We start from the raw sequence: 1,388 nt of genomic DNA, 5'->3' as shown, positions 1-1,388 counted from the left end.
TTGATCTCTGCGAGGACGGTGCCTTGGGTGATGGCGTCGCCTGCGGTGACGGTCAGGCCGGTGATGGTGCCTGCTTTGTGGGCGTTGACGGGGTTTTCCATTTTCATTGCTTCGAGGACGGCGATGAGGTCACCGGCGTCGACGGTTTGGCCTTCGTCGACGGCGACTTTGACCACGGTGCCCTGCATGGGTGCGGTGACCGCGTCTCCGGATGCCGTGCCTGCTCCCGCACCGCCGCGGGTACGAGCTTTGGGTTTACGCCGCACCGCGCCGGCGGGCCCGCCGCCGTTACCGCCGCCGAGGGACAGTTCCCCGGGCAACGAGACCTCGACGCGGCGGCCACCGACCTCGACGACGACGGACTGCCGCGGCAGGACTTCCTCGTCGTCGATGGGTTGTCCGGCGGTGAACGGGGGAACCTGGTTGTCCCATTCGGTTTCGATCCAGCGGGTGTGGACGTCGAAGGAGTCGCCGTCGCCGATGAACGCCGGATCGGAGACCACCGCGGCGTGGAACGGAATCACCGTCGCAAGTCCTTGGACGTCGAATTCGGCGAGTGCTCGACGTGAACGGGCGAGGGCTTCCTCGCGGGTCGCGCCGGTGACGATGAGCTTGGCGAGCATCGAGTCGAACTGTCCACCGATCACCGAGCCGGATTCGACACCGGAATCGACGCGCACACCGGGTCCCGACGGCGCACGGAAGGTGGTGACCGGTCCGGGGGCGGGTAGGAAGCCGCGTCCGGCGTCTTCGCCGTTGATCCGGAACTCGAACGAATGCCCCCGGGGTTCGGGGTCGTCGGTGATGGACAGTTCTTCACCGTTGGCGATCTTGAACTGCTGCAGCACCAGGTCGATGCCGGAGGTTTCCTCGGTGACGGGATGCTCGACCTGCAGGCGGGTGTTCACTTCCAGGAAGCTCACGAGGCCGTCTTGTCCGACGAGGTATTCGACCGTGCCGGCACCGTAGTAGCCGGCTTCGAGGCAGATGGCTTTGGCGCTGGAGTGGATTTCTTTGCGTTGGGCGTCGGTGAGGAACGGGGCGGGTGCTTCTTCGACGAGTTTCTGGAAGCGGCGTTGCAGGGAGCAGTCGCGGGTGCCGGCGACGATGACGTTGCCGTGTTGGTCGGCGATGACCTGCGCTTCGACGTGGCGGGGCTTGTCGAGGTAGCGCTCGACGAAGCATTCTCCGCGCCCGAACGCGGCGACGGCTTCGCGGGTGGCGGAGTCGAACAGTTCGGGGATTTCCTCGCGGGTGCGGGCGACTTTCATGCCGCGGCCGCCGCCACCGAACGCGGCTTTGATCGCGATCGGCAGGCCGTGTTCGTCGACGAAGGCGAGGATTTCGTCGGCGTCTTTGACCGGTTCGGAGGTGCCGGGGACCGAGGG

Annotated in this window: 1 protein-coding gene; it reads right to left on the bottom strand. The window is 66.4% G+C overall.

The features are described 5' to 3' along the window. Positions 1 to 1,388: ATP-binding protein (locus CH291_RS00075; protein ID WP_094686410.1), on the bottom strand; the 1,388-nt coding region annotated here is incomplete at both ends.

The organism is Rhodococcus sp. 14-1411-2a, from assembly GCF_002259485.1.
Taxonomy (GTDB): Bacteria; Actinomycetota; Actinomycetes; order Mycobacteriales; family Mycobacteriaceae; genus Rhodococcoides.
Note: the sequence above shows the minus strand (reverse complement) of the source record. Positions and strands in the feature narration are given on the sequence as shown.